The organism is Psychrobacter sp. Ps4 (genome assembly GCF_022129285.1).
GTDB classification, from domain to species: domain Bacteria; phylum Pseudomonadota; class Gammaproteobacteria; order Pseudomonadales; family Moraxellaceae; genus Psychrobacter; species Psychrobacter immobilis_A.
The window spans coordinates 46,411-71,506 of the sequence record NZ_JADQAK010000019.1; the positions used below are offsets into that span (position 1 = coordinate 46,411).

Annotated in this window: 20 protein-coding genes and 2 tRNA genes; 12 read left to right on the forward strand and 10 right to left on the reverse strand. The window is 42.8% G+C overall.

The window, feature by feature from the left end; translation table 11 throughout:
• The first annotated feature begins 384 nt into the window (after positions 1-384).
• The 3 genes from fba (at position 385) to ruvB (ending at position 3,319) form a co-directional block, all read left to right on the forward strand.
• On the forward strand, positions 385-1,422 hold the full coding sequence (fba, locus tag I3252_RS11120) for a class II fructose-bisphosphate aldolase (protein ID WP_238035227.1): 1,038 nt from the start codon (positions 385-387) through the stop codon (positions 1,420-1,422).
• A 93-nt stretch (positions 1,423-1,515) separates the two neighbouring features.
• A complete protein-coding gene (gene ruvA / locus I3252_RS11125) occupies positions 1,516-2,136 on the forward strand; it encodes a Holliday junction branch migration protein RuvA (protein WP_045446946.1) in 621 nt (206 codons plus the stop codon).
• 202 nt (positions 2,137-2,338) lie between these two features.
• The gene (ruvB, locus tag I3252_RS11130; protein ID WP_045447074.1) at positions 2,339-3,319 is read left to right on the forward strand and encodes a Holliday junction branch migration DNA helicase RuvB; all 981 of its coding nucleotides are present in this window, start codon (positions 2,339-2,341) and stop codon (positions 3,317-3,319) included.
• Positions 3,320-3,411: 92 nt separating this feature from the next.
• On the opposite strand, the gene I3252_RS11135 is transcribed toward ruvB, so the two are convergent.
• The 5 genes from I3252_RS11135 to I3252_RS11155 form a co-directional block, all read right to left on the reverse strand.
• Positions 3,412-4,827, reverse strand: coding sequence for an FAD-linked oxidase C-terminal domain-containing protein (locus tag I3252_RS11135; protein WP_238035228.1), 1,416 nt, complete (start codon positions 4,825-4,827; stop codon positions 3,412-3,414).
• A gap of 185 nt (positions 4,828-5,012) precedes the next feature.
• Positions 5,013-6,674: an AarF/UbiB family protein gene (locus I3252_RS11140; protein ID WP_238035229.1), complete on the reverse strand. Its 1,662-nt coding sequence runs from the start codon at positions 6,672-6,674 to the stop codon at positions 5,013-5,015.
• 137 nt (positions 6,675-6,811) lie between these two features.
• Entirely contained in the window at positions 6,812-7,516 is a 705-nt protein-coding gene (locus I3252_RS11145; protein ID WP_238035230.1) for a hypothetical protein, read from the reverse strand.
• 111 nt (positions 7,517-7,627) lie between these two features.
• Positions 7,628-8,752 (reverse strand): bifunctional demethylmenaquinone methyltransferase/2-methoxy-6-polyprenyl-1,4-benzoquinol methylase UbiE, encoded by a 1,125-nt coding sequence (ubiE, locus tag I3252_RS11150; protein ID WP_238035231.1) that lies wholly within the window; start codon positions 8,750-8,752, stop codon positions 7,628-7,630.
• Between the two features lie 81 nt (positions 8,753-8,833).
• The gene (locus tag I3252_RS11155) at positions 8,834-9,544 is read right to left on the reverse strand and encodes a hypothetical protein (RefSeq protein ID WP_238035232.1); all 711 of its coding nucleotides are present in this window, start codon (positions 9,542-9,544) and stop codon (positions 8,834-8,836) included.
• A gap of 253 nt (positions 9,545-9,797) precedes the next feature.
• On the opposite strand from I3252_RS11155, the gene I3252_RS11160 reads away from it, so the two are divergent.
• A complete protein-coding gene (locus I3252_RS11160; RefSeq protein WP_238035233.1) occupies positions 9,798-11,441 on the forward strand; it encodes an ATPase in 1,644 nt (547 codons plus the stop codon).
• Positions 11,442-12,079: 638 nt separating this feature from the next.
• On the forward strand, positions 12,080-13,687 hold the full coding sequence (locus tag I3252_RS11165; RefSeq protein ID WP_045448242.1) for an inorganic phosphate transporter: 1,608 nt from the start codon (positions 12,080-12,082) through the stop codon (positions 13,685-13,687).
• Between the two features lie 121 nt (positions 13,688-13,808).
• Here the strand turns inward: I3252_RS11165 and I3252_RS11170 are convergent, their stop codons facing one another.
• Positions 13,809-15,458 (reverse strand): aminotransferase class I/II-fold pyridoxal phosphate-dependent enzyme, encoded by a 1,650-nt coding sequence (locus I3252_RS11170; protein WP_275949305.1) that lies wholly within the window; start codon positions 15,456-15,458, stop codon positions 13,809-13,811.
• A gap of 640 nt (positions 15,459-16,098) precedes the next feature.
• On the opposite strand from I3252_RS11170, the gene msrB reads away from it, so the two are divergent.
• The 4 genes from msrB to I3252_RS11195 all read left to right on the forward strand — a co-directional run bounded on the left by msrB (position 16,099) and on the right by I3252_RS11195 (position 17,679).
• Entirely contained in the window at positions 16,099-16,524 is a 426-nt protein-coding gene (msrB, locus tag I3252_RS11180) for a peptide-methionine (R)-S-oxide reductase MsrB (protein WP_238035234.1), read from the forward strand.
• Positions 16,525-16,685: 161 nt separating this feature from the next.
• On the forward strand, positions 16,686-17,171 hold the full coding sequence (locus tag I3252_RS11185; protein WP_238035235.1) for a glutathione peroxidase: 486 nt from the start codon (positions 16,686-16,688) through the stop codon (positions 17,169-17,171).
• 304 nt (positions 17,172-17,475) lie between these two features.
• Positions 17,476-17,551 (forward strand) — tRNA-Val (locus tag I3252_RS11190).
• A 51-nt stretch (positions 17,552-17,602) separates the two neighbouring features.
• Positions 17,603-17,679: transfer RNA gene (locus tag I3252_RS11195), tRNA-Asp, on the forward strand.
• A 287-nt stretch (positions 17,680-17,966) separates the two neighbouring features.
• Here the strand turns inward: I3252_RS11195 and I3252_RS11200 are convergent.
• Entirely contained in the window at positions 17,967-19,448 is a 1,482-nt protein-coding gene (locus I3252_RS11200) for a heavy metal sensor histidine kinase (protein WP_238035236.1), read from the reverse strand.
• 1 nt (position 19,449) lies between these two features.
• Positions 19,450-20,217 carry a heavy metal response regulator transcription factor gene (locus I3252_RS11205; RefSeq protein ID WP_238035237.1) on the reverse strand — a complete coding sequence of 256 codons (768 nt, stop codon included), beginning with the start codon at positions 20,215-20,217 and terminating at the stop codon, positions 19,450-19,452.
• A 206-nt stretch (positions 20,218-20,423) separates the two neighbouring features.
• Here I3252_RS11205 and I3252_RS11210 point away from each other — a divergent pair, with 206 nt between their 5' ends.
• The 3 genes from I3252_RS11210 to I3252_RS11220 all read left to right on the forward strand — a co-directional run bounded on the left by I3252_RS11210 (position 20,424) and on the right by I3252_RS11220 (position 22,436).
• Positions 20,424-21,032 (forward strand): DUF411 domain-containing protein, encoded by a 609-nt coding sequence (locus I3252_RS11210; protein ID WP_238035238.1) that lies wholly within the window; start codon positions 20,424-20,426, stop codon positions 21,030-21,032.
• Between the two features lie 76 nt (positions 21,033-21,108).
• Positions 21,109-21,576, forward strand: coding sequence for a DUF305 domain-containing protein (locus I3252_RS11215; RefSeq protein WP_238035239.1), 468 nt, complete (start codon positions 21,109-21,111; stop codon positions 21,574-21,576).
• 125 nt (positions 21,577-21,701) lie between these two features.
• Complete coding sequence (locus I3252_RS11220) at positions 21,702-22,436, forward strand: DUF305 domain-containing protein (RefSeq protein ID WP_226950291.1); 735 nt, start codon at positions 21,702-21,704, stop codon at positions 22,434-22,436.
• Positions 22,437-22,685: 249 nt separating this feature from the next.
• Here I3252_RS11220 and I3252_RS11225 read toward each other — a convergent pair whose 3' ends face one another.
• Entirely contained in the window at positions 22,686-23,399 is a 714-nt protein-coding gene (locus I3252_RS11225) for a GAD-like domain-containing protein (protein ID WP_238035240.1), read from the reverse strand.
• Positions 23,400-23,678: 279 nt separating this feature from the next.
• On the reverse strand, positions 23,679-24,785 hold the full coding sequence (locus I3252_RS11230) for a hypothetical protein (RefSeq protein ID WP_238035241.1): 1,107 nt from the start codon (positions 24,783-24,785) through the stop codon (positions 23,679-23,681).
• Positions 24,786-25,096 lie beyond the last annotated feature (311 nt).

A 25,096-nucleotide genomic window follows, 5' to 3' on the forward strand; every position in this document is an offset into this window, starting at 1 on the left:
TTTTGTATTTAAAATCACAATCTAGCGGTTAGGGTGTGTCCTCATTTTTAGCCCATTTAAATATCCATTGATTGAATTGAGGGCAGGACTTAGTCAGTCAAAAATATGGTGCACAAGGTTTATCCGTTTTTCAATTAGCTGTGTATCATATGGAACTTATCAAATTGTTTTATGAATCAAGCAAAGAAAGAAATAGTCGGTTAACCGCTACGAAGCGCTGGCAATTTTTGCTATAATCACGGCGTAATAATTACGATCAAAAAACACTGGTTTTTTGCTGGTCTGGCTATTATCAGGCTAGGGTTTTAGGGCAATTGTTGCAACATCGTATTTTTAAGAATGATTTCTTAATATCATATTCAAAATTTAATCAGAGAGCGTCTTATGGCTTTAATATCGTTACGTCAACTTCTAGATCATGCCGCCGAAAATAACTACGGTGTCCCTGCTTACAATGTTAATAATTTAGAGCAGATGCGTGCAATCATGATGGCAGCCGACGCCTGTGATTCTCCTGTTATCGTACAGGCTAGTGCTGGCGCACGCAGTTATGCAGGCTCTGCATTTTTGCGTCATCTGATTATTGCTGCTATCGAAGAATGGCCACATATTCCAGTCGTTATGCATCAAGATCACGGTATGTCACCAGCGATTTGCCAACGCTCAATTCAGCTTGGCTTTTCATCAGTGATGATGGACGGCTCGCTCGGTGAAGACGGTAAAACGCCAATGGATTATGATTACAATGCCAGCGTGACTCGCGAAGTTGTCAAGATGGCACACGCGTGCGGTGTTTCAGTAGAAGGTGAAATTGGCTGTCTAGGTAGTCTTGAGACTGGTATGGCTGGTGAAGAAGACGGCTCTGGCGCAGAAGGCATCTTAGATCACGAGCAGCTATTGACCAGTGCTGATGAAGCAGAACAGTTCGTTAAAGACACCAACGTCGATGCGTTAGCCATTGCTATTGGTACCAGTCATGGTGCGTATAAATTCACCCGTCCACCGACAGGCGACATCCTATCGATTGAGCGCGTAAAAGAGATTCATGCCCGTATTCCTAACACCCATTTGGTCATGCATGGCTCGTCATCAGTACCGCAAGAGTGGCTAAAAGTTATCAATGAAAATGGTGGCAACATCGGTGAGACTTATGGTGTACCGGTTGAGCAAATCGTTGAAGCGATTAAGCATGGCGTACGTAAGGTAAATATCGATACCGATTTGCGTTTGGCATCAACGGGCGCTATTCGTAAATTCCTTGCTGAAAACCCTAGCGAATTTGATCCGCGTAAATACTTTAAAGCCTCTATGGTTGCGATGTCAGATATCTGTACCAATCGTTTCGAAGCCTTTGGCTCAGCTGGGCAAGCGCATAAAATTCGTCCAATCAGCCTTGAAGGTATGGTCGATTTTTATAAATAAGCATGTCGGTGAGATATGCTTATTTAATAGCATTTATCATTAAATAGCAGCTCAGTTCATTTTTTATATCAGCTCTAATAAAGGTAGTGGATTATGATTGGATTGATTAGTGGTCAAGTGCAGTATTTGATGGCACCGACTGCCTGTGTCATGACTACCTCTGGTGTCGGCTACGATATAGAGCTGCCGCTACCGTCATTTTGCCAGTTGCGTCTCAATGAGCAGGCGAGTATTTGGACGCATTTTCATGTGCGTGAAGATGCGCAGCTGCTTTATGGTTTTATCGATCGCAAAGAGCGTGATGTCTTTCGGCAATTGATCAAGATCAATGGCGTTGGCGCAAAAATGGCGTTAGCAATGCTATCTGCGATGTCAGCTGCTGAGCTAAAGATGCATGTCGAGCAAGAGTCAGAGACGGCATTAACCCGTATTCCCGGTATCGGTAAAAAAACAGCGCAGCGCTTATTGATTGAGCTAAAAGATAAGCTGAAAAATATCGAAGTCGATAGCAGTCATTTAGAGTTTGCCATGCAACCTGCTGAGGTATCTCACGAGGGCAGCATCATCGCTGAGGTAGAAGGCGCGTTGATTAGCTTGGGCTATAAAGAAAGAGAGGCACAGCAAGCGATTAAAGCCGCTAAGAGTAATGGTAATACCTTTGCCGATACGCAAGGTTTACTAAAAGCCACATTGCAACAGTTGTCAGGATTTTGATTCATTCAGCTCACTACCATCAATAAGTATCAATAACTCTTAAACAGATAAGCGACATTCATTGTCGCTTATTTTCGTTTTAGACTGTGCTTTATTTAGTAGCTGCTTTATGATGTTTTGCATGACTTATACGTAGCGTTTGGTTATGCTATTTATACCTATTCTTTAAAAATAATGATTTAATATAATGATAAAACCTATGATGCAAGATCGTTTGATTAATCCATTTGAAGGGGCAGGCGATGCGCCTGATTCTAATATTCGACCGGCATTACTGGCTGAATATATTGGTCAGCCAGTGGTACGTGAGCAGATGGAAGTATTTATTGGCGCAGCACGTGGTCGAGGTGAGGCATTAGATCATACTTTGATTTTTGGTCCGCCTGGTCTTGGAAAAACAACGCTTGCCAATATTATTGCTCGTGAAATGGGTGGTAACTTGCGTTCTACCTCAGGACCTGTGCTTGAACGCCCCGGTGATTTGGCAGCCATGCTAACCAATCTAGAAGAGGGTGATGTGCTATTTATCGACGAAATTCATCGATTGAGTTCCGTTATTGAAGAGATACTGTACCCCGCCATGGAAGACTTTCAGCTGGATATTATGATTGGTGAAGGACCTGCGGCACGCTCTATCAAGCTGGATTTACCGCCGTTTACCTTAGTCGCGGCAACCACGCGAGCAGGATTATTGACCTCACCACTGCGTGATCGTTTCGGCATTGTGCAGCGGCTCGAATTTTATAATATTGCTGATTTGACCACGATTGTGAGTCGTGCCGCACGTTTGATGCGTGTACCGATGAGTGAAGATGGCGCGGTGGAGATTGCTCGCCGTGCGCGTGGTACGCCAAGGATTGCCAATCGTTTATTACGCCGTGTACGTGATTATGCTGAAGTGAGAGGCGACGGTAGCATTAATGGCGCGATTGCGGGCAGTGCGCTCGATATGCTGGCAGTTGATAGACGTGGTCTTGATCATTTGGACAGACGTTATATTGAGATATTGCACGAACGTTTTGATGGTGGTCCAGCTGGCGTTGAAGCGGTAGCAGCAGCAATGGCTGAAGATCGCGGTACGCTTGAGGATGTGATTGAGCCATATCTTATTCAGCAAGGCTACGTATTACGTACTGCACGTGGACGCGTACTGACCCAAATGGCGATTGACCAGATGTTATGAAATTAGCCTAAAAAATGCGCCTACGTTTAATACTCTAGTTAAACGTAGGCGCATTTTTTAGGCTTTGATCTCTTATAAGCACCATTCGACAGTTAAACAGCGGTTAAAGGCTCAGGCCATATTTTACCTGGATTTAAGATATTGTTAGGGTCAAGTGCTGATTTAATTGCTTGCATCAGCACTAAGGCGTTACCGTGCTCTTGCTGCATATATTTTTGTTTGCCTTGCCCGATGCCATGCTCACCTGTACAAGTGCCATCCATTTCAATAGCGCGGGTAGCTAAGCGGCTGATAATACCTTCAGCAGTAGCGATTTCTTCAGGGTTATCGGTATCGACCAATAACAAAACATGAAAATTACCATCGCCGACGTGACCGACGATAGGCCCAATCATGCCCGACGCTTCGATGTCTTTTGCTGTCTCACTGACACATTCTGCTAAGCGTGAAATGGGCACACAAGCATCCGTCGATAAGGCGCTGGCTTCAGGACGTAGAGCAGAGCTGGCATGATAAGCGTTATGCCGTGCTTGCCACAGACGCTTGCGCTCGGCTTCATTGGTATCCCAAGCGAAGTCACGACCGCCGAATTCTTCGATAATATCCGTAAACATTTGAGCTTGTTCAGCGACGCTGGCATCTGTGCCATGAAACTCTACAAATAGGGTAGGCGTCTCATCCAGATCAAGATTGGCATATTGATTACAGGCTTTAATTTGCATGGCATCAAGTAACTCAATGCGCGCAATCGGCAAGCACATTTGAATGGTCAGCATCACTGCCTGACAGGCATCTTCAATCGTTGGGAAATGGCAAATACCGCTACCAATACACTCGCTGATGCCGAATAGTTTAAGCGTCACCTCAGTAACAATACCAAGTGTCCCTTCTGAGCCGATCATTAATCTCGTCAAGTCATAACCCGCGGCAGATTTTTTGGCACGGGTACCAGTGCGGACAATCTCTCCACTAGCGGTGACTATCTCAAGCGCGAGTACCACGTCTTTCATCGTGCCATAACGTACCGCATTGGTGCCTGAAGCGCGAGTGGCGACCATACCGCCGATACTGGCATTGGCACCCGGATCTATTGGAAAAAACAGTCCTGTATCACGTAAGTAGTGATTGAGCTGCTCACGTGTGACGCCTGGTTGTACGGTCACCGTCAGATCTTCATTATGTACCTGCAATATTCCATCCATCGCATGCATATCGATGCATAATCCGCCATATGGCGCATTTAATTGACCTTCTAAGGATGAGCCAATACCAAATGCAATCACTGGCATTTGATACTGATTGCAAATCTCCACCGCAGCTGCTACCTCGTGCTTATCTTGTACTGTCAAGACGGCATCGGGTGGCTGATTGGCAAGCCACGTCATCGTATGCCCATGCTGCTCACGTACCGTTATATTGGTAGTAAGTTGTTTACCGAAACGAGTTTGTAAGGCAGCAATAGCCTCGCTGTGGTCTTTTTTAGCAATTGATATTTTAGCGGTAGACATGGGTGACTCCTATACAGGGCGTCTTTTTTAACGACACAATGAGAAATGAGGCAATGTAAAAACTAGGCTCTCACTCACTTTAAATGTCACTAAAAAGCAATGAAAGTGAGTGAGAGCTTATTGAGTAAAAATTAGATAGTAATGGCTATTAACCAATGCTTATTTTTATTAAAAATAACAGAGCGTTAGGCTAAAATACGCCAAACGACAACCAAAATAGCCAATATATAAAAGATAGGCGAGAGCCAGCCAACAACCTGTGTTGCAATGGCGATGAAAATGGCAAAACCTGACAGTGCTAGCCAATCTCGGCGGCGATCATTAAGCATATCCGCACGAATTTGTTGTATTTCTCGCAGTTGACTGTCTTGGCGTGATCCTTGTGAGGCAAGGCTTTGTAAGCCTTGATCCAGTAGCTTTGGAATATCAGTCGTCGATAATAAAATCTCTGGTAACTGCTGACGCAGCTGTTGTAAATTACGCATCGGATCGAGCTGCTCTTTAATCCAACTGCTTAAAATCGGCTTGGCAAGTGACCAGATATCAAGGTCAGGATACAAGTCGCGACCGAGTCCTTCAACATGAACCAAGGTTTTCAATAGCAGCATGAGTTGCGGCGGGATACTCATATGGTGACGACGAGCGATATCTAAAATTTGCATTAAGACACCGGCAAAGTCGATATCATTGATAGATTTTTGCAGCATTGGACCAACCGTGCGTTTCATATCGCGCATTAAGGCATGCTTGTCTGTATTTGGTGGAATCCAACCGGCACGGCTGACGATATCAACCATCACCGTAAAGTTGTTATTCATCACCGCCAACAGCATGCGCGCGACGATAAGCTGATCGTCTTTTGATAGCGTGCCCATGATGGCACAATCAAGTCCGATATAGCGTGGTTCATGACCTAAGTCAACCGCTGCCATATCTGCGGTGAGTGTTTTAACCGGCGGTGTCTCTACAAACACATTACCCGGATGCATATCGGCATGGAAGAAGTTGTCGCGGAATACTTGGGTAAAAAATATCGTTAAGCCTTTTTCTGCTAGTGCTGCTCGGTCGTAACCAAGTTGATCAAACACTGCAACTTGCGAGATAGGAACGCCTTGGATACGCTCCATGACCATCACATTTTTGGCAGAATCATAGACTTCTGGTACATACATCAATGCGGAACCCAAGAAGTTGTTGCGCATCTGAGTGGTATTGTCTGCCTCTAAGGTCAAATCCAGCTCGTTTAACATCACTTGGCGATAGTCTTCGACAATATCGACGATATGGATGGCACGTGCCGCTTCAATACGCGCTGATGCCCAATTGGACAGCTCACGTAGCAGCTCAAAATCAGCAATGATGGTGGTACGAATATCAGGACGCACTACTTTTACCACCACTTCACGACCATCATGCAGCGCAGCAGTATGTACTTGGGCAATAGAAGCCGCCGCTAGAGGTTTGACATCAAAGCGTGCGAACAAGGTGCCAATCGATTGACCAAGACCGTGTTTAGGGTCTTGGATTTGGGTAATGGCCACATCAGAATTGAAAGGTTTGACTTTGTCTTGTAGTTGAACCAATTGCTCGATAATCTCAGGCGGCACTAAATCGCGACGCGTTGACAGCAGTTGGCCAAGCTTTAAAAACAGCGTGCCCATGTCTTCAAGCGCATATTTAATCGCATTGGGTTGGTGTTTTTTACCCCACGCCGCTGGATGTAGGCGAATTAAACGCGCCAAAGGTTGCAGCTGTGGCGCGTCTTCGATAGAAAGATGAGTATCGATGCGATAAGTTGCGGCGATACGCCAAAGCTCAAGTAAACGGGCGCGATGAGATAATAGCATGAGGTATGGGTACTCTAAAGAAAGTCGAAAATAGGGTGGGCACTGCACTTATTTATAAACTGTGCTTATCTATAAATTGCACTTATCTATAAACAGTGCTGTCGATAATAGGATTTAGCGATCATCGACGACAACAGTTATTGATGAAACGAGTTATTGAGAAAGCGTGCCTGTTCATCTTTGATAGCAGCAAGTTTGGCCTCTTCACGTTCGACATCAGCCCGCAGCTTTAATAGTTGCTGCTTAAGATCGTTTACTTCTGCTGTCTCGATAGGATCAGGAGCACTATTACCAGCCACCTCATTAGCCCAGTCGCTGACATCGTCAAAAGCGCGTTTGGCACTATGGCGCCAGCTACCTTTTAGCTGTGATATAAGTATATGTAACTGACTGGCCATCGGTTTACCAATAAATGGCTCAAGCTGTCCTGCGACGTCTGGATCGAAACCTGCGACCAGTTGTTTGAGCTGCATTAGTACCTTGTAATCACCCGCGATAGGCAGGTTGCCCTCAGTGCCACGCATCAGATTCAGCAGTTGCGCTGCGTTATCTACAGTAATGGTACAGTCTGGACGACTATGACCAATCCGTGCGCGCTCCATACTGGCTTGTTGGTGCTCGTTCATCGCGCCACTTTGCTCAAACACACTCTCGGTTGTCACCGGCTCAAAACGTAAACGCTCATGAGTGAATAAAATATCCAAACGAATCTCAGGCATTGCCATATTGAGTCGCAACACTTTGCCAGCAAGCGGTGCCAATCCTGATTTGGTAATTTCATCACTCGCAATAGCAAGGTTAATCAGCTTTTCGGCACCCGCCAAAAGTAGAACAGTCAGCATAAGGCTCTCGCATAGTCAGTTGAGCGCCTTAAAAGAGCGCATCATTTGTAAAGGTCAGTTGCCATCGCTGTAAGTGATGGCATGTCTATTACGATGGTTTTTAACTTAATCTTACGCTTTAAAGCCGCGATGGACAGCCACAATACCAGCCGTCAAGTTATGATAATCACAATTTTCAAAGCCCGCTTGCTGCATCATTTGTTTCAACGTCTGTTGATCAGGATGCATACGAATCGATTCGGCCAAGTATTGATAACTCTCAGAATCATTGACAATCAGCTTGCCCATAAGAGGTAAGGCAGTAAATGAGTATAAATCATAGGCTTTAGACAATGGCTCAAATACTGGCTTGGAGAACTCCAAAATTAATAAACGACCACCTGGCTTCAGCACACGGTACATCGATTTTAACGCAGCATCTTGGTCTGTGACATTACGCAGACCAAAACTAATAGTGATTAAGTCAAAGCTATTGTCATCAAATGGCGCGAGTGTTTCTGCATTGGCAAGTACAAAATCGACGTTGTTGCAGCCAGCATTGATTAAGCGTTCACGACCGACTTCGAGCATGGCGGCATTGATATCTGATAACACTACATGACCGTTTCTGCCGACTTCACGGCTAAAGACTTTGGCCAAATCACCCGTACCACCAGCGATATCAAGCACATGCTGACCGGCGCGTACACCTGACAAGCTAATCGCATAACGCTTCCATAAGCGATGAATACCAAAAGACATTAAGTCGTTCATGATGTCGTATTTTTTGGCGACCGAGGTAAAAACATCGGCGACGCGCGCTTGTTTTTCAGCCTTATTGACAGTCTTATAGCCAAAATGCGTTTCTTCATTACCATCAACATCAGGTGTATGTGGGTTATTGATGTCATCACGCTGATTAAAAAGCGTTTGCTTAGCAGTTTGTGTTTGTGCAGATGCATTATCTACAGTGTTGCTGCTGGTATTGTTATTTGGCATAGTGGTTTGTTGGCCTTGTGGCGTTCCCGTTGGTAGGTCTTGGACTTGTGTAAAGTCATTTTTCTTGCTGTTTTCGACGCCAGCATCAATACCCGTATTAAGCGTGGTATTAGTTTCATAGTTCTGACGTGCTTGCACTTGTGCCGTGATGTTTTGATTGTGGGTGATGCTATCTCTGACCAATTTATCTTGTAGATGACCATTGATGGTAGGTTTTTGATCGAGATGAGCGTTGTTATTATGGATGTTATCGGTCATAGCATTATCCTGTTATTTACTTTTATGATTATTGGTTTGCAAGGTATAAAATAGCAGCTAACCAAGCAAATGATGCGTCTATCATACACCAAACGTCATTGGCTTACCGCCATTATCCGTCTCATGAACACGGTCAATAATCTCAAGCTCACGCTCACAAAACGGTTCAATAAAGCCGCTGACACTTTTTAGTGGTTTCATCGCTTTAAAGCCTGAATCGATAAATTCATACAAAGGCTGATAGTTGTAACGGTAGGCGGTGCCTTTAGCCAAGGCAAAGGCTTTTTGCAACATAAAAGAGTTTATATACTTATCAGTACGATAGCACACCTCTTTTAAATGACCGATTTGGATACGTCTGGTGTCGGCTTCATTGACCGCACGATAGGCGGTCAGCATGTTGTCTTCGTTAACGGCTAAATCTTGAGCCAATAGCCATTCTGCTAAATGTAAATCCAGCTCTATCGCTAAGATAGCGGCTTGTATCGCCATGCTGCCAGTCTCTAAAGCCGCTGCTGGCGCAAAACGCTCGACTTTTTGTGCCTTGGGTACAATGCGTTCTAACTGTTTGGCCAGCAATTTAAACTCATCGCCGCCATACAATTGTGTCAAAAAATAATCTGCCATTAATTGATTTTGAGGTTGCTCAAACAAGTCTTTATGAGTGTTCTGAATACGATCTCGTTGCCAAGCTTGCACCTCACTAAGTTTATCGTTTAATGCCAAATTTTCATGATAAGGCAGTGCCCAAAAACGGTTCAAATGTTGTTGTAAATCGGCTAAAGAGGCCATGGTCAGTAAACCTGCATAAAAGTAAAGAGGGTTAAAAGGTTGCAAATAAAAGGCTCAGGATAAACCATGTTTTATACTTTTGGTTTTTGTATTTATAGAGCGTGATTACAGCATGTGTCTGAGATTGTGTTCACCTTAAAAGAAAATAAAGCAGAATACAAATGTCAAACTGTTACATAGCAGCGTTATTTACCGAATTGCTGCAATGCTATGATGACGCTAACACGCTTTCAATCATAGGATGATGACAGTTATGAGCAAAAATAATAAGACGGCTGAACCCACTGCACCACAAGCGCTAAGTGTACAATTTAGTGAGCAAATTGTCGATGAGCGCCTAACCCCCAATCCCCTGAGCCAGTTTTCTATGGACAAAGATGCACTGAGATTGGCACTGGTCACGGCCCAATATGCTCTACGAGCAACGCGGCAACAGACGCCGCCAACCCTCAATAAACCAACAGGGCTATTGGTATTGGTCAATGGTATGGAGCAGGCAGGCAAGGGGACTGCTGTCAAGCAATTGCGCCAATGGGTAGATCCTCGACTACTTAAAGTTGAGGCAACCGTTGGTGATTGTCCTTTAACGTATCAGCCGATTTGGCAGGCACATACCAAGGCGTTACCCCGTCATGGCGATGTGATGGTTTATTTTGGCAACTGGTATGCTGACTTGCTTTATAACGTCATGCGTATGGCAACGTCAGACAATGACAAGTCTGCCAAAGACAAAGCGTTACCGATTGCGCAATGGCAAGCATATTTACAGCAGCAGCTTATTAAGCTACAAGCATTTGAACAAGACCTAGCTGCCAATCAAACCCGACTGCTTAAATGCTGGTTCCATGTCGATATCGAAACGTTGCAAGCGCGATTGAATGACGATGAAGCCGATCCGCAGTTTTTATACCAAATTGACTGGAATAGTAAAAAAGTTATCGAAACCTTTAATCAAGTAGCTACCATTCTGTTACGCCAGCAAGATGATTGGATCATCATTGATGGTGATGACAAGTCAGATGCGGCTGACCATTTTTGCCATGAAGTGCTACAAGCGATGCAAACCGCGCTAATGAGTAGTAAAAAAAATACAGTAAACACCTCTGATAAATCGAAGGCTAAGAAGCAAGCTCAGCAAGCACTCAAATCAGCAAAGTTTGAACCTGTAAAAATTCCTAAATGTCTAAAAAATATCGATGATGCAGAGATTGATAAGTCGGACTACCGTGATGAGTTGGTAGAAAAACAAGTTCGCCTTGCCCAGTTGCTGCGTGCGCGCAAAGGGCGTCATATCGTTTTTGCCTTTGAAGGAATGGACGCTGCTGGCAAAGGTGGCGCGATCAAAAGATTGGTGGCGCCGCTCGACCCACGCGAGTATCAAATTTATAATATCAGTGCGCCAATGCTGTATGAGCTGCAACATCCTTATCTATGGCGTTTTTGGACCAAACTTCCGAACGAGCAAGCCGACCGTATTAGCCGTATTGCCATTTTTGATCGGACTTGGTATGGGCGCGTTTTGGTTGAGCGCATTGAGGGTTTTGCCACGGATGAGGAATGGCAGCGTGCTTACGATGAAATCAATCGCTTTGAGGCGGATTTAGCCGCGGCGGGGACAATCGTTATCAAATACTGGTTGGCTATCGATAAAAAAGAACAGCTTAAACGTTTTGAGGCACGTCAAAAGACACCGCACAAGCAGTTTAAGCTGACGGACGATGACTGGCGCAACCGTGATAAATGGTCGGATTATGTGCAGTCTGCGGCGGATATGCTGGCACGTACCGATACAGAATACGCACCGTGGTGCGTCATCGCGACCAATGAGAAGCGTCAAGCACGTTTGGATGTTTTAGATCATGCGATTAAGCAACTATCAGCGTTGTGTGGCAGCTGATATGTGATTGGTCATTCAATTAGGTAGCTGGTTACAAAGCGCCATAATTATATATTTAACGTTAAATAAATTCAGGGAAAGAGAGTATAATGCGGCGTTACAGCAGGATGTTTTCTAACACATACGCTGGCAGTTACAAATCTTGCAATATCATCATGCATTATGCGCTTATATTTAATATAATAGGCGCGTAATAGCTCCTGCTGTGCACGAAACTCACTGAGTGAGTAGCGTGTTTTACCCTTTGACACAGACATTTTAATCACTCTGATTAATAAGTTTGGCAAAGGTTCTTACAATAGCAGTTATTAGAACCAAAATTATTACTACGACATCTCTAAGCCGCAAGCTGCTGTAATCAGACGATTTGGCAATATTCCTTGCGGCTTTATGACATATTGAGTGATGTGTTTTACCTTATTTACTGCCTTTACGTAAAATAAAATACGAGTAAATAAAAGATAAGCGTTAGGGTAGAGCACCAAGATAGCAGTAAGAAAAACCGTTTTTTAGCAAGCATATTGCGCGTTTCATATACGTTATATTAATGTCAGAAGCTATCACGAGCATTATTAATAGCCGCGCAATGTCATCAACCGCCTATAATTTCAATCAGCTTACGCAGGACGTATCAACGTATGGGTATTAGCAACAGTTCTACAGAGCCAGTCAAATCAGTCGGTTCTATGAGAATAAATCTATTTTTTGCCATTTTACTGATTGCGATGACCGCCTACTTTTTGTGGTGGGGTCTAGATTACACGATGCGTCAACAGACGACGCTATTTATTGTGGCCACTGCTTTTGGTGTCTTTATGGCATTCAATATTGGTGGTAACGATGTCGCCAACTCCTTTGGTACCTCAGTAGGTGCAGGGACGTTGACTATCCCGCAGGCACTGGGTATCGCAGCGATATTTGAAGTGTCCGGAGCCGTACTGGCAGGTGGTGAAGTCACCGATACCATTCGAAGCGGCATTGTCGATTTAGATGGTCTTTCAGTAACGCCCAACCAATTCATTTATGTCATGCTGTCAGCGCTCATCGCTGCCGCATTTTGGTTATTATTTGCCACCAAAAAGGGTCTGCCCGTTTCAACCACGCACGCCATTATTGGCGGTGTTGTTGGTAGCTCTATTGTATTAGGTATCACGTTAGGTGGTACTGAAATGGCATTATCAACGGTGAATTGGAGTACGATTGGCACCATCGCGATTTCTTGGGTATTATCACCGCTATTGGGCGGCGTTTTGTCCTATGTATTATATGGACAGATTAAGAAAAACATCATTGAGTATAATGATAGAACAGAGGCGCACATTGCGACTTTGAAAGGCGACAAAAAAACCTTAAAACAAAACCACAAAGAATTTTTGGACGGTTTAACAGAATCAGAACAGCTGGCCTATACGTCAGCGATGTTGCGTGATCAAGAAATCTACAAAGATGATGATTGCGATGTTGAAGATTTAGAGACTGATTATTATAAACAGCTTTATGAGATTGAAAATGAACGCAGCAACCTTGATACGCTAAAAGCGTTGAAACAATGGGTTCCTATCATTGCGGCTGCAGGCGGCGCGGTCATGGCCTCTTTGGTCATCTTTAAAGGTCTAAAGAATGTCAATAATGGCATGACGACGCTGCAAGGCTTTTTAATCATGGGTATGATCGCGGCGCTAGTGTGGCTTGCGACCTTTATCTATACCAAGAGTATCCGCGGTAAACATAAAGAGGATTTGACCAAAGCGACGTTTATTATGTTTAGCTGGATGCAAGTCTTTACCGCCTCTGCTTTTGCCTTTAGCCATGGCTCAAACGATATTGCCAATGCAGTCGGTCCTTTCGCCGCGATTATGGATGTTATCCGTACCAATAGCATTGCGACTGAAGCCGCTGTACCGCCTGCGGTTATGCTGACCTTTGGTGTTGCGCTTATCGTTGGTCTTTGGTTCATTGGTAAAGAAGTTATTCAAACGGTTGGTACCAACTTGGCAAAAATGCATCCCGCTTCTGGTTTTTCAGCTGAATTGGCTGCGGCTGCAGTGGTAATGGGCGCGTCAACCATGGGTCTGCCCGTATCAAGCACGCATACCTTGGTCGGTGCAGTACTGGGTATCGGTATCGTCAATAGAGACACCAATTGGGCGTTGATGAAACCTATCGGTTTGGCATGGATCATTACTCTTCCTGCAGCAGCGGCAATGTCTGCAATCAGTTATATTATTTTGGTCAATATTTTTTAACACGTACGCTTATTAAGGTTTTTGCTTAAATCTTATTTAACCTTATTTATAAGCACGTTTCAAATAAAAAACGCTTATCAGCATCATGCCGGTAAGCGTTTTTTTTATGTCAAGTTAAGGTTTATTCGGTACCAAATTGTTTGCGCTTTTTGGCAAAGAAGCGATCTAAGCGGTCCATGGCGTCTTCTAAATCATGTAAGTTTGGCAAAAACACCAAGCGGAAATGATCGGGCTTATCCCAGTTAAAGCCTGTTCCTTGTACCATTAAGACATTTTCTTCAACAAGCAAATCCATCATAAATGCCATATCATCTTTGATAGGGTAAACATCAGGGTCCATCTTTGGAAAGCAATAAAACGCGCCTTGTGGCATGGTACAAGAGATACCTTTGATCGCATTAAGCCGTGACACAGCCATTTCACGCTGCTTATATAAGCGCCCACGCTCTGACGTGAGCTCTTTCATGCTTTGATAGCCACCCATTGCCGTTTGGATGGCATACTGACCTTGGACGTTGGAACACAAGCGCATAGACGCTAACATGTCCAAACCTTCGATAAAGTCAGTGGCATGGTGTTTTTTGCCAGACACCATCATCCAACCTGCGCGGAATCCCGCGATACGATGAGATTTAGATAATCCATTGTATGAGAGCACCAGCACATCATCAGTCAAGGTGCTCATTGGGGTGTGTACCATATCATCATAAAGAATACGATCATAAATTTCATCGGCCATGATGATTAAATCATGCGCTTTAGCGACCTCAATAATTTGTTTGAGTAATTCATCACTATAAAGTGAACCTGTTGGATTATTAGGGTTAATCACCACGATACCTTTGGTTTTAGAGGTGATTTTAGATTTAATATCTTCGATATCAGGATGCCAATTATCGTCTTCATTACAGCGATAATGTACCGCTGTGCCGCCAGCTAGGTTCGCCGCTGCCGTCCAAAGCGGGTAGTCTGGCATTGGGATAAGCACTTCGTCACCATCATTCATCAAAGCCTGCATGGTCATTACAATTAGCTCAGAAACTCCGTTGCCCAAATAGACGTCACGAACATCAACTGCCGATAGCAACCCTTTTGATTGATAGTACTGTAGGACGGCTTTACGCGCTGAAAAAATCCCTTGCGAGTCGGAATAACCGGTCGCGTCTGGCAAATTCATCGCCACATCGCGCAAAATCTCATGCGGGGCTTCTAAACCAAAGGGGGCTGGGTTACCGACGTTCAGCTTTAATATACGTTTGCCTTCTGCTTCCATTTTATTGGCTGTTTGTAATAGCGGGCCGCGAATGTCGTAGCAAACATTTTGCAATTTATCCGATTTTTTTATTGTGTTCATAGCGTGACCACTCATAGGGTTGTTTTGTGAGTTTGTGTCTGTAGTAGGGGTTGAAGCTGTTTGATTGGCTTGGGAGTCAGGTCTCTTGTCAGTTTGAGAAAATGACGTGTTTTGACTATTTTTGTTATGAGAATGAGCGCTCTTACCCACCTCTTTATCCTTATTACTGTCGTTTTTTAGTTCACCGCGTAACAGATAGCCTTCGCTGCAGCCTAAAATGTGTGCGAGCGTTGGCAGCTTAGATGACACAATACCATTGGTACCACGCTCCCAATTCGAGATAGCACCGCGACTGACTTTTGCGCCTGCTGCGGTCATGGCTTGCGCTAATTGCTCAGCAGTCAGCCCTTTATCACGACGTAGCTGTACCAGTCTTTCGGCTTGTGTGCTTTTATTTTTGTCATCAGCCATAATCATTCAAGCCTTTATTCATTAGTTGGTAATGGAGAGAAGGAAAGCAGGCATTTGTTTTAATTAAGCCTTAATGCAAGATATTATTGCATTATCAGTATCAATGCAAGCTGTTTTTAAGGGTAGTGTATTTACCAATGCAAGAATAACTTGCATTGGTAGTATTATCGTTGCCTCATTTCTGCTCTACTAGGGCGTGTCCTTATTTTAAAAATGATAATAAAAATGAGATAAATTGTCGTCAGACAAGGAAAGTAGTGCAAATAATATTGAGATATTGCTAAGCTATTTGACGATGTTTGGCAAAATTTAGCCATTTTTAGCTCATTTAGAAGATAAGCAATTGAATTGAGGACACGCCCTATATATCAAACTTCTTTCAGAGAGTTATTATCATGGCTAAATCTGTATTCATTGATATGTTAAGAAAATTTGCTGTATTTTATTTATCATAGCTTTTTCAATACCTTACGCCATCACTTGTTTATGATAGTTTTCTTGTAATGTATGCCTTGAATATTGAATAGATAAACAATAGATAAGGCCCATCGTTTTTATAAAAATATGGCGATAAAGTGTTAGTTAATAGCAGATAAAAGCTAATGCTAATGGATGAGATAATACATACCCAAATTAAGGATACATTATGCAAGACAATCAACTTAGCCAAGAAGAAATCAGCCAATTAACAGAAGCTGATTGGAAAGAGCGTTTGAGTGCTGATGAATATCACGTGATGCGTGAAAAGGGTACAGAACGCCCATTTACGGGCATCTATAACGATGCGACTGACGACGGTATTTATCGCTGCAAAGGCTGCGGTGCGAGCTTATTTGACTCAAGCAATAAATTTGATGCCAGCTGTGGTTGGCCAAGTTTTGACCAAGGAGTTGATAACAGCGCTATAGAGGAGCATGTAGATAATTCGCTTGGCATGACGCGGACAGAAGTGACCTGTAGTAACTGCGGCGCACATTTAGGTCATGTCTTCCCTGACGGCCCAAGCGAGACGACAGGCATGCGCTATTGCATCAATTCTGTGTCTATTGATCTAGATAAATCTGAAAAGTAATTGTTAAAAAAATTGCTTAGAGTATTTTAGAGTCATGGCAGGGAAGCGCGAGATGCTGCCTTGCCAGTTATTAGCATTATTAATGTTTTCACTGTTATTGAAAAATGAGCACGGTTTAAAAGAATATCAAAATAATAACTTAATCGATTTAAGGACAAATGATGAGCACGATTTACGATTTTACTGCTGAGCGCATGGACGGTACTGCACAAGCGTTCTCTGATTATCAAGGTAAGGTGTTATTAATCGTCAATACCGCCAGCAAATGTGGGTTTACGCCGCAATTTGAAGGCCTAGAGGCGCTGTATCAACAATATAAAGATCAAGGATTGGTCGTTATTGGTTTCCCTTGTAATCAATTTGGCGGGCAAGATCCAGAGAGTAATGATGAGATTGGCGCATTTTGTCAAAAGAACTATGGTGTCAGTTTTCCAATGATGGCGAAGGTTGATGTCAATGGCGATGAGGCCCATCCGATTTTTGCATGGCTAAAAAATCAAAAGGGCGGGCTGCTGACAGACGGTATCAAATGGAACTTTACTAAGTTTTTAATTGGTAAAGATGGACAGGTCATTGACCGCTATGCGCCAACCACCAAACCAGAAGCCATAAAAATGGATATCGAACAAGCATTAGCCAGTAAATAGGGTCATGCTTGAAAATTTATTGGTTTTTTATAAAAATATAAATCCAATGAAAACATAGGCTTGTCAGATTAATAAATAAAAACCTATAAAATAGGTTAAAAAACTGAAAATACTGTTTGACAGCCATGTGTAAATCTATATAATACACACCCACAGCAAGGGGACTTAATTAAGTTCAATGTTGTTAGAATTTTTACTGACTTAGAGCGTGACAACTTTAAAGATTAAACTTTCTATAAAATTCCCTTTAAGGAATTTTAACTTGCGAAGTTAAAATTGCAGTGCAATTTTTTAACGCTTCTCAGGGTGATTAGCTCAGTTGGTAGAGCGTCTGCCTTACACGCAGAATGTCGGCGGTTCGAATCCGTCATCACCCACCACTCTTTTTAGCGAGTGTCTCTGTAATAAGAGAAGATGCTAAGACGACCTAAGCAGCGGTAGTTCAGTTGGTTAGAATACCGGCCTGTCACGCCGGGGGTCGCGGGTTCGAGTCCCGTCCGCTGCGCCATATTTAGTAAAAAGCTAAAACAAATTTAAACTCTCGAGTTTAAGCAAGTTTCGCCTCAAACATAATTTTGTTTGGGGTTTTTTTGTGTCTAAAATTCTTCTTACGGCCTTTATCTATAAAGGTTGGCTTTTTTTCCCTTATCAACTCTTAGGGACTAGTCTATCTTAGATAAAGTATTCTCTATAAGTTTGGTTGCATACATTCTATCTTTTGAAAATCGCTGATCACCTCCTTGCTGACCACCTGCTCGGTGACCAAAAGGTGACCATTTCTCGATCAAACCCGCCCTATGATTCTTTTAATAACTGTACGTTAACTTGAAAGTAATACTCATCCTTAATGGTAATACTGACTTTGCCGTTATGGGCATTGACGATTGCTTGTACGATGGCCAATCCTAGTCCTGTGCCCGAGTGCTGATTATTGGATTTGTCATGACGATAAAAGCGTTCAAACAGTCTATCTGCTTCCGCCTGAGTTAGAGGCGTCTGCAAGCGATTAGTGATGGTGATGTTTAGCGAGGGCTGCTGAGCCGTTTCTCTAAGGGCGTGAGCGTTATGTTTTATGAGGCTAGCAGTCTTAGAAACGGCGGTAATAGTAATGATACTGTCGCTGGCGGCGTAGTAAACCGCATTGGATATCAAGTTGGCAAACAGCCTTTGTAACAAGCTCTCATCCCCTAATACCACATCAAATGCCCCTTTTTTCTCAAAAGAGATACCGCGCTCTTCGGCTATCAGTTCAAAATAATCGATGAGCTTAATTATCAGTGAGTTGGTATCGACAAGATGACGTTGTGAGTCGTAGAGACCTTTTTGAGTTTTTGCCAGCAATAGCATATTGTTAATTAGCAGGGATAGTTGCTTGAGCGTGTCGTGTTGATGATGTAGCTGCTCGACATATTCTTGATGGTCTCTAGGTTTACTGAGCATCACTTGAGTTTGGGTGCTTAACGTTGCCAGTGGTGTGCGCAGTTCGTGAGCAATGTCATCTGAAAACTGTGATAATGAAGCAAAGTTGTGTTCGAGTTTATCCATCATGGCATTATAAGCGTCAGCCAAGGGTCGCAACTCGCTTGGCATTTCAGAGACGATGATTCTATCGTCTAACTGCTCGGCGTTGATACGTGCCATTTTTTGACTGATGGTCGCTAAGGGGGCGAATCCTAAATAGACGCTAAAAGCCGCCACTGATACCAAGATAAAAGTAATCGCAATAAGTATCAGAATAAGATGGTGATTAAACTGGGCAAGGTATTGATGATGCACATCAATCGGTAGCGCGATTAATGCCAAGCGATTAGAGTGCTCAATGACCAGCGCGCGATAATGACGATGATTAAGCTGCAAGTCAAAGGGTTGATCGCGGTGCTGCTGCCATAGTTTTTCGACCAATTGGGAGTCATTGAGTTTATCAATAAAATCCTTTGGCTGACTATTGATGACTTGTCCATTATGGTCAGTAATAATTGTTTTGACTTCATAATCTGGTCGAAAGATATCTATCACGGATGATGCTGTATTGGCGAGATGAGCAGGGTCGGAAAGGTTGTTAGAGCGCTGATCATCCGATGTCACCTCTGTCATGTACTGTCGTAAATTAAACGCAGCGTGAGTCAGGATCTCTGAGTCCATTTGTTCAAAATGATCATTAACCGAACGCTGTATCCATATGTACAAAAAAGCTTGAGATATCAGTACGCATACCGTTAATACTAGGGTCGTGCGCCACAGTAATGACAAGCGTCGATGCTCAGATTTATATGCCATGCTATTTCACTTCAACATGATTGAGTTTAGAAACCGTATTAGCCTCATTACTCATATCAATGTTGGTGTCATTATTGACTGTAACGGCGCTATTGTCCGCTTCTAGTTTATAGCCCATACCGCGTACGGTATGAATGAGCTTATTTTCAAAGCCATCGTCGATTTTACTTCGTAAGCGTCTTATCGCCACATCAATCACATTGGTATCGCTATCAAAATTCATATCCCATACTTGTGAAGCGATGACAGAGCGGGGCAATACTTCGCCTTGATGCTCAAGTAAAAACTGCAATAGCGCAAATTCTTTGGCCGTCAATTTGATAGAACCTTTATCTCGATGCACACTACGTTTGGCGATATCCAGTTTTAAATCAGCCATTTGAAGCACTGTGCTGGCGTAATCTGCTTGATTGGCACGGCGTAGTAAGCTTTTGATTCTGACCAACAGCTCAGCGAAGGCAAAAGGTTTGGTGAGATAGTCGTCACCGCCAATCTCAAAGCCTTTTATGCGGTCGCTAAGGTCATCTTTTGCGGTCAAAAATAATACAGGGGTGGTGTTACCAGCAGCGCGATAATTACTGACCAGCTCAAAACCACTGACATCAGGCAGCATCACATCCATCACCACGACAGTGAAGTCCTCAGTCATCAGAGCATGATACCCATCTAAACCTGTGGTTTTATGCTCAACGATAAAACCTGCCTCGCTTAAACCTTTTTTAATGTAGTCGCCAAGTGATAACTCATCTTCGACTAACAATACTTTCATAGCATACTCGCGCCAATTATTTAGGATGAGATCAATATAAAATGTCTCTATTGTTATCAATCATAGAGGAATACTGGTAATAAACCTATGCTCAGTCTAGAAGATGACAAAATTGTCATCTTGGCGTCATCTGACTGTCAGAGTGGTTATGCTAGTTTGGCTTCAATACATCCTAATTTTAATATTCAACACCATGAGAAGCCTCTATGATGCCTTTTACCGTTAAGTTTGTTCGAGGGTCAGCGGTCTTATTAACTGCTGCCATATTATCAGCATGTGGGCAATCTGACAGCAATGCTTCTAATGCCAGCCCCTCTACTGCCAATGCCGCTAACGCCAGCAGTGGTGAGGCAAACGCTATACAGAGTAGGCAAACAGTGACAGAGACACCAGCCAACAACCCAGACCTGCTCAAGAACGTGTCAGCCACTGTCTATAAAGATGCCAATTGTGGCTGTTGTAAAGAATGGATAGGGCACGCAGAAGATAATGGGTTAACGACAACTGCCCATGATGTTGCAGACTTGTCATTATTTAAAGAGCGTTACGGTGTGCCTGCTGAGCTGCGTTCTTGCCATACCGCCGTTACCAGTGATGGTTATGTCATCGAAGGTCATGTTCCTGCCAAGTATGTGGCTGAGTTTTTGCAAAATCCACCAAAGCAAGCGATTGGTTTGGCGGTACCGGGTATGCCCGTCGGTAGCCCTGGTATGGAATATCAAGATAAGTTTATGCCATACCAAATTATGCAAATCAATAAAGATGGCACAAACCAAGTATACGCTGAGATTGAGTCCGCAGAGCAGCAGCTATAAGTTAATACTTTAGATAGTTTTTTAAATTTCAGCTACTCATTGTAGTACTGATAGCAGCATTGATGGAGACTGACTGATGAATCATGCAGAGCAAAAACAGATGAACCCTTATGTAAAGTTCACCCTCATGATGCTGACGTCTACCGTGGTGATGTATATCATGATGTACTTCAATACTTATGAGTGGGATCATATTTATTTTAGTGAGACCAGAGCATATATGGCGCTATATATGGGCGCAGGCATGGCAGTGATTATGCTCGCCTTTATGAGCAATATGTACAAGAAAACTAAGGTCAACTTAATGATTTATGGTCTTAGTGTGCTGATGTTTGCCGTGGGTATCTGGGGCGTCAGATCTCAAGCAACCGTCGATCAAGTGGATTGGATGCAGGCTATGATACCGCATCATTCAATTGCGATCTTAACCAGCTCAAGAGCCGATATAGAAGACCCTAGAGTACAGCAGCTTGCTGACGACATCATCGAAGCACAAAAACGTGAAATCCAAGAGATGCAGGCACTGATCGAAGCATTAGAATAAATAGCCTTAAAACACACTCCTCTTAGTACATAAATTAAATGATTTTTCCAACTGGTGGATCTTAGCTGATTTGCCAGTTTTTATATGAACCATAACTACCAAACGATCGTAATTAAGGATCTACCATGAAAATGATAAGAAACTCACGTCTTGCCATGCTTGCAGTTAGTGTCAGTGCCATGATGCTGCTTAGCGCTTGTCAGCCGACGAATGATGTAACAGAGGCTACTGTTAAAGACGAAGCGGCTCCCGTTAATAATGCTACAACCGACACTAGCGCGATGGATGCTCATGCAGGTCATGATATGTCAGGCGATGCGATGACGGGCATGCATGGAGAGTATAATGACTCTATGACTAAGATGCATGATGAGATGATGGCAGGCATGGCATACAACGATCCCGATGCTGCCTTTGCTCAAGGAATGCTCGGTCATCATATGGGTGCTGTTGATATGGCAGAGATTCAGCTAAAGTATGGTACAGATGCAGAAATGCGTCAGTTGGCACAAGAGATTATTGACGCTCAGAAAGCTGAAATTGAGCAAATGCAGAACTGGCTTGCCAACCATCCTGATGCTGCTGAGCCAACGTCTGATACTGAAGCCATGCAGACAGCTTATGCTAAAGGTATGGATACGATGCATAGTGAAATGATGGCAGGTATCGCTGACCCTAACCCAGATATGGCATTTGCTCGCGGTATGTTGCCGCATCATATTGGCGCAGTAGATATGGCAAAGATACAGCTAAAGTATGGCAAAAATGAAGAAATGCGTCAATTGGCACAACAAGTAATTGACGCGCAGCAGCCTGAAATTGAGCAAATGCAAAACTGGATAGCCAAGCATAATAGTTAAATAACGAGTGCTTAAGAATGGAGGTATTTTAGATAAAAAGCAGTGTCTTATATTTATTAAGGTACTGCTTCTTCTGCTCTATATTTTTTCTAAAATTTCGCTAGTGCCTGCATCAATATTCACGTCGCCACCTTTGTCTACCATAAGCCTTAAAAGGTTGAGTCTCCTAGGTACGCCATTGATATGAATAAGATTTGCTAGGATAGTGTATCTGTGTTTAAACCACCCGAAGGTGGCTTAAATAATTAATTATACTAAGTCATCTAAATCAGGTAGATTTGATGAATCTTCAACACCGAATGCCATTTGTCCTAATTTCTTAAAGTCGATGTATTGGATTTCAATCAAGTCAGGTAAGAGACTAAGATGCACAAAGATATTCATTTTATCGACATTTTTGATAGACGCGTTGTCACTTATGGCAAGGGCAGGAACGAAGCCAAACATTTCATCGTATTCAAGTGCTCCAAATTTTTTCACGCAGCGATTGAATAAGGGTTTGCTATTGTTATCAACCATATCAACATATTTTGTCTCTTTAAAAGCAAAAAATAATTCAATTTTTCTATCTGCTAGGCCTTTTGCAATATCTTTCGCTTCCCCTTTTTCTTGATAAACCCAACCAAGAGTTGGAGTAATTGTATAGGCATGACCCATTTTTTCACCCCAAACGTATAACTTGCCAAAGCCACTACGAGCAATCACATAATAATTGTCTTGTTTTAAAATGTCTTCACCTAGCCAAAGCACGAGCTCATCTTCATAGTCAGCAGGATTGACCATCCAAAATAGACCTTGTTTAAAGCGGCAGAAGCCCATTTTCTCCCAATAGAAAAGAAGTTTGTCAGGCAACTTGCCACGATAATATTCTAGGGTAGCCTGATCAACAGGTTGTTGCCAGTCAGGCTGACCGAATTTTTCTAAAAAATAATCAAATCCTTCATCTATAATAAAGTGACTCATTTTTCTATCCTTTAGATGTTTATTTGTACATATTAATCAGTGTCAATGATATTTGTTGGTAGGTGTTGGCTTGCTATTTATTATTACTGTTTAATAATGCCTTATTAATTGCCCTGTGGTCGTTTAATTCTCTATCAAGCCCTAGTTGCATCAAAGTAGCAGGATGATACTGGTAGTTGTCCTGTTTGTTATTGGAGCTCGAGCTCGAGCTCGAGCTTGAGTTGAGAGTCATAAATATAAAAAACCACACAAAGGTGGTTTAAGTAAAATAATAACAAACTAACCTTTCTTACCCTCAAACTGCCAAATCACTTCACCCCAGTTGTTGTTTGGATAGTCTGGCATGGTGTCGTCTTGCTTAAAGTAGGCACGACTGTCTGCTTTGGCTAAAGTGAACCAGTAGCCTGATTTAGGGCAGGGTTGTTCGGCTAGGCAATGGCCTCGAGCTTGACTGGTGATTTCAGGTTTAGCGGTAGGCTGGTTCTCGTAATAGGGCGTCATGTCTTCGCCTGACTCAGAACGCTTCATAAACTCTTTGTAAGTGATTTTATAGGGGTCGATAGAGACAAACTTGCTGGTGTCAATACCTGTCTCTTTAAGTACGAGTGGTAGCGTATAATCAGGTTGATTTTGCTGAATCTTTAATCCCATTTTAATGGCTTTAGTCTCGAAAAAAAGTCTAGCTTCAGGTAATCCGCCATAAAGCTTACTATATTCTTTGGTCAAAGATTCATCATAGTTATTAGGAATGATTTGTCTTATTAACTCTAACTCATCGAAAATATCTAAGCTAATCAGGTAATGACGGTTGCCTGTTTCAGGGTCACTTTGCCTATTTATTCTAATGTCCATATAGATTTCTGTGCCATATATTAATCGCCATAGCTGTAGATCATTAAGTTGCATCCACTCTTTAAAAGTAAGTGGGTAACTGTAATCAAGATATAGTTCTGAACCTTCATCTGTCGTTGCAAATGTAAAACTGTCTTTGGCAGTCAACCTAGGAGCGCTATTTGAATGCGCATACGTCCAACCTTTATCTTGTAGTTCTTTAAAGAAAAACATCATTTTTTGATAAGCATCTGCGTCTGATATACCGTTGTCTGTCTTATCGAAGAAAAAATCAACTGTAATTTTATTCAACCCTCTCTGCTCGCTAGTTACCTTATCCATAGCTAAAATAGTGACAACTTGGTCAATATTGAAACTACCGTCAGAATAATGGAAAATTACTTTCCCCATGTTGTTTGTTGGAAAGTCATAACCCTGAAAGGTAACTCCCATAGGCTGAGCATCTGCTTCTTGGAAAGCTTTATACTCAGGGTTGGCATCGTATAAATCTTTAGCAGTCATGTTTAAGGCAATTTCTAAAGGTTTATCAGGCATAATAACCTCTTTTTCTGCTTGGCAGGCAGTAGCTAAAAAAAGGAAGCTAAAGCAAATCAGAGTAATGAAAATTTGTTTAAACATAATACCAAACATGCCTTAGTTGCTTGAATAATGGGATTTTATAGCCTTACCCTTGTTCACCTTCAAACTGCCACATGACTGGCGTAGTTATTTTGATATAATTTGCCTTATTCTAAGGTTTAGATTCAGGGTTATATAAAGACAAATCTGTTCTGTTATCAAACTCACATGATGAACCGCCCCGGGATTGTCGGAGACTCAACATTCTGAGAGAATACGACAATGAA